The sequence below is a fragment of the Streptomyces sp. NPDC002776 genome, assembly GCF_053592195.1.
In genome coordinates, this window is sequence record NZ_JBSFVG010000058.1 from 1 (window position 1) to 2,085 (window position 2,085).

General features: G+C 69.2%; 1 protein-coding gene. It reads left to right on the plus strand.

Translation table 11 applies throughout. The annotated features are described in order from the left end of the window. The coding region (locus tag ACWD11_RS35110; protein ID WP_451287954.1) for a condensation domain-containing protein at positions 1 to 2,085 on the plus strand (2,085 nt) is incomplete at both ends.

Genomic DNA, 2,085 nt, shown 5'->3' on the forward strand with positions numbered 1-2,085 from the left:
ATCTACGCAGGCCGCGCCGACCACCAAGTCAAACTCCGCGGCCACCGCATCGAACTCGGCGAAATCGAAGCCGCCCTCGTCAGCCAGGGCGCAAAGCAGGCCGCCGTCATGCTCCGCGAAGACACCCCCGGCGACCAACGCCTCGTCGCCTACATCGTGACGGACGGCTGGGACGAATCCGCGGCCCTGGCAAGGGTCGCCGAGCAGTTGCCCGACTACATGATCCCATCGGCGGTCGTCACCCTCGACGCCCTCCCCCTCACCCCCAACGGCAAACTCGACCGCAAAGCCCTCCCCACACCCACCTACACCACGAAGGGCCGAGCCCCGCGCACCCCCCAGGAAGAGATCCTCTGCACGCTCTTCGCCGAGGTCCTCTCTCTCACCCAAGTCACCATCGACGACAACTTCTTCGACCTCGGCGGCCACTCCCTCCTCGCCACCCGACTCACCAGCCGCATCCGCTCCACCCTGGGCGCCGAACTCAGCATCCGTCAGCTCTTCGAAACACCCACCGTCGCCGCACTGGCCGCGGAGCTGGACAGCGCCGAGCACGCCCGGTCCGAGCTCACGGCGGGTCCGCGCCCAGAGCGCATCCCCCTGTCGTACGCCCAACAACGCCTGTTGTTCCTGCATCAGCTGGAAGGGCCCAGCCCGACCTACAACACGGTCACCGCCCTCCGGCTCACCGGGGTCCTCGACGAAGAAGCCCTCCGGCAGGCCCTCGGCGACGTGGTAGCCCGGCACGAGAGCCTGCGCACGGTCTTCGCCGAGGACGAGCAGGGTGCCCATCAGGTCGTCCTGCCCGCGGACGTCGCCGAGGCTCCGTTCACCGTCGTCGAGGTCGCCGAGGAGGAGATCGAGGCGAGGCTCGCCGAGGTGGCGGCGCACTGCTTCCAGATCGACTCCGAACTCCCTGTCGCCACACGGTTGTTGCGCGTGTCGGCGGAGGACCATGTGCTCGTCCTCCTGGTCCATCACATCGCCAGCGACGCCTGGTCACGCGGCCCGCTGGCCCAGGACCTCACCACCGCCTACACCGCACGCCTCACCGGCCACGCACCGGACTGGCCCCCACTGCCGGCCCAGTACGCCGACTACGCCCTCTGGCAACACCAACTCCTCGGCGACGACACCGACCCCGACAGCCTCGCCGGACGCCAGCTCGCACACTGGAAGGAAGCCCTCGCGGACCTTCCCGAACAGCTCGACCTGCCCACCGACCGGCCCCGCCCCGCGGTCGCCGACTACCAGGGCGACCGGGTCGTCTTCGAGATTCCGGCGGAGCTGCACGAGCGGCTGACCGCGTTGGCGCGTGGGTCGCACACCAGTGCGTTCATGGTGATGCAGACGGCGCTCGCGGCGCTGCTCACCCGGCTCGGCGCGGGCCACGACATCCCCATCGGCACTCCCATCGCGGGCCGCACCGACGACGCCACCGACCGGCTCATCGGCTTCTTCGTCAACACCCTCGTCCTGCGCACCGACACCAGTGGCAATCCCACGTTCCGCGAGCTCCTCGACCGGGTCCGCACCACCGACCTCACCGCCTACACCCACCAGGACCTCCCCTTCGAGCGCCTCGTCGAGGTCCTCAACCCGGCGCGCACGCTGTCCCATCACCCCCTCTTCCAGGTCCTGTTGACCTTCAACAACACGGATCACGAGGGGGCGTTGAGGGACGTCGCCGACCTTCCGGGCCTGCGGGTCTCGCCACAGACGGTGCAGCGGACGGCGTCGAAGTTCGATCTCTCCTTCGCGTTCGCCGAGTCGTTCGACGATGCCCGCCGGCCGGCGGGCATCAACGGCGCGTTGGACTTCAGCACCCAGCTCTTCGAACGCACCTCCGCCACGAAGCTCGCCCAGCGATTCCTTCGCGTCCTGGAGGCCATGACCTCCTCGCCCGGCCTGCACATCGGCGACGTCGAGATCCTCGACGCCGACGAACGCGAGCGGGTGTTGGTGGGGTGGAACGGGGCCGCTACCGAGTTGCCGGACGTGCCGCTGCATGAACTGGTTGCGCGGCAGGCCGCGCGGACGCCGGACGGTGTGGCGGTGGTGAGCGACGGGAACACGCTCTCCTAT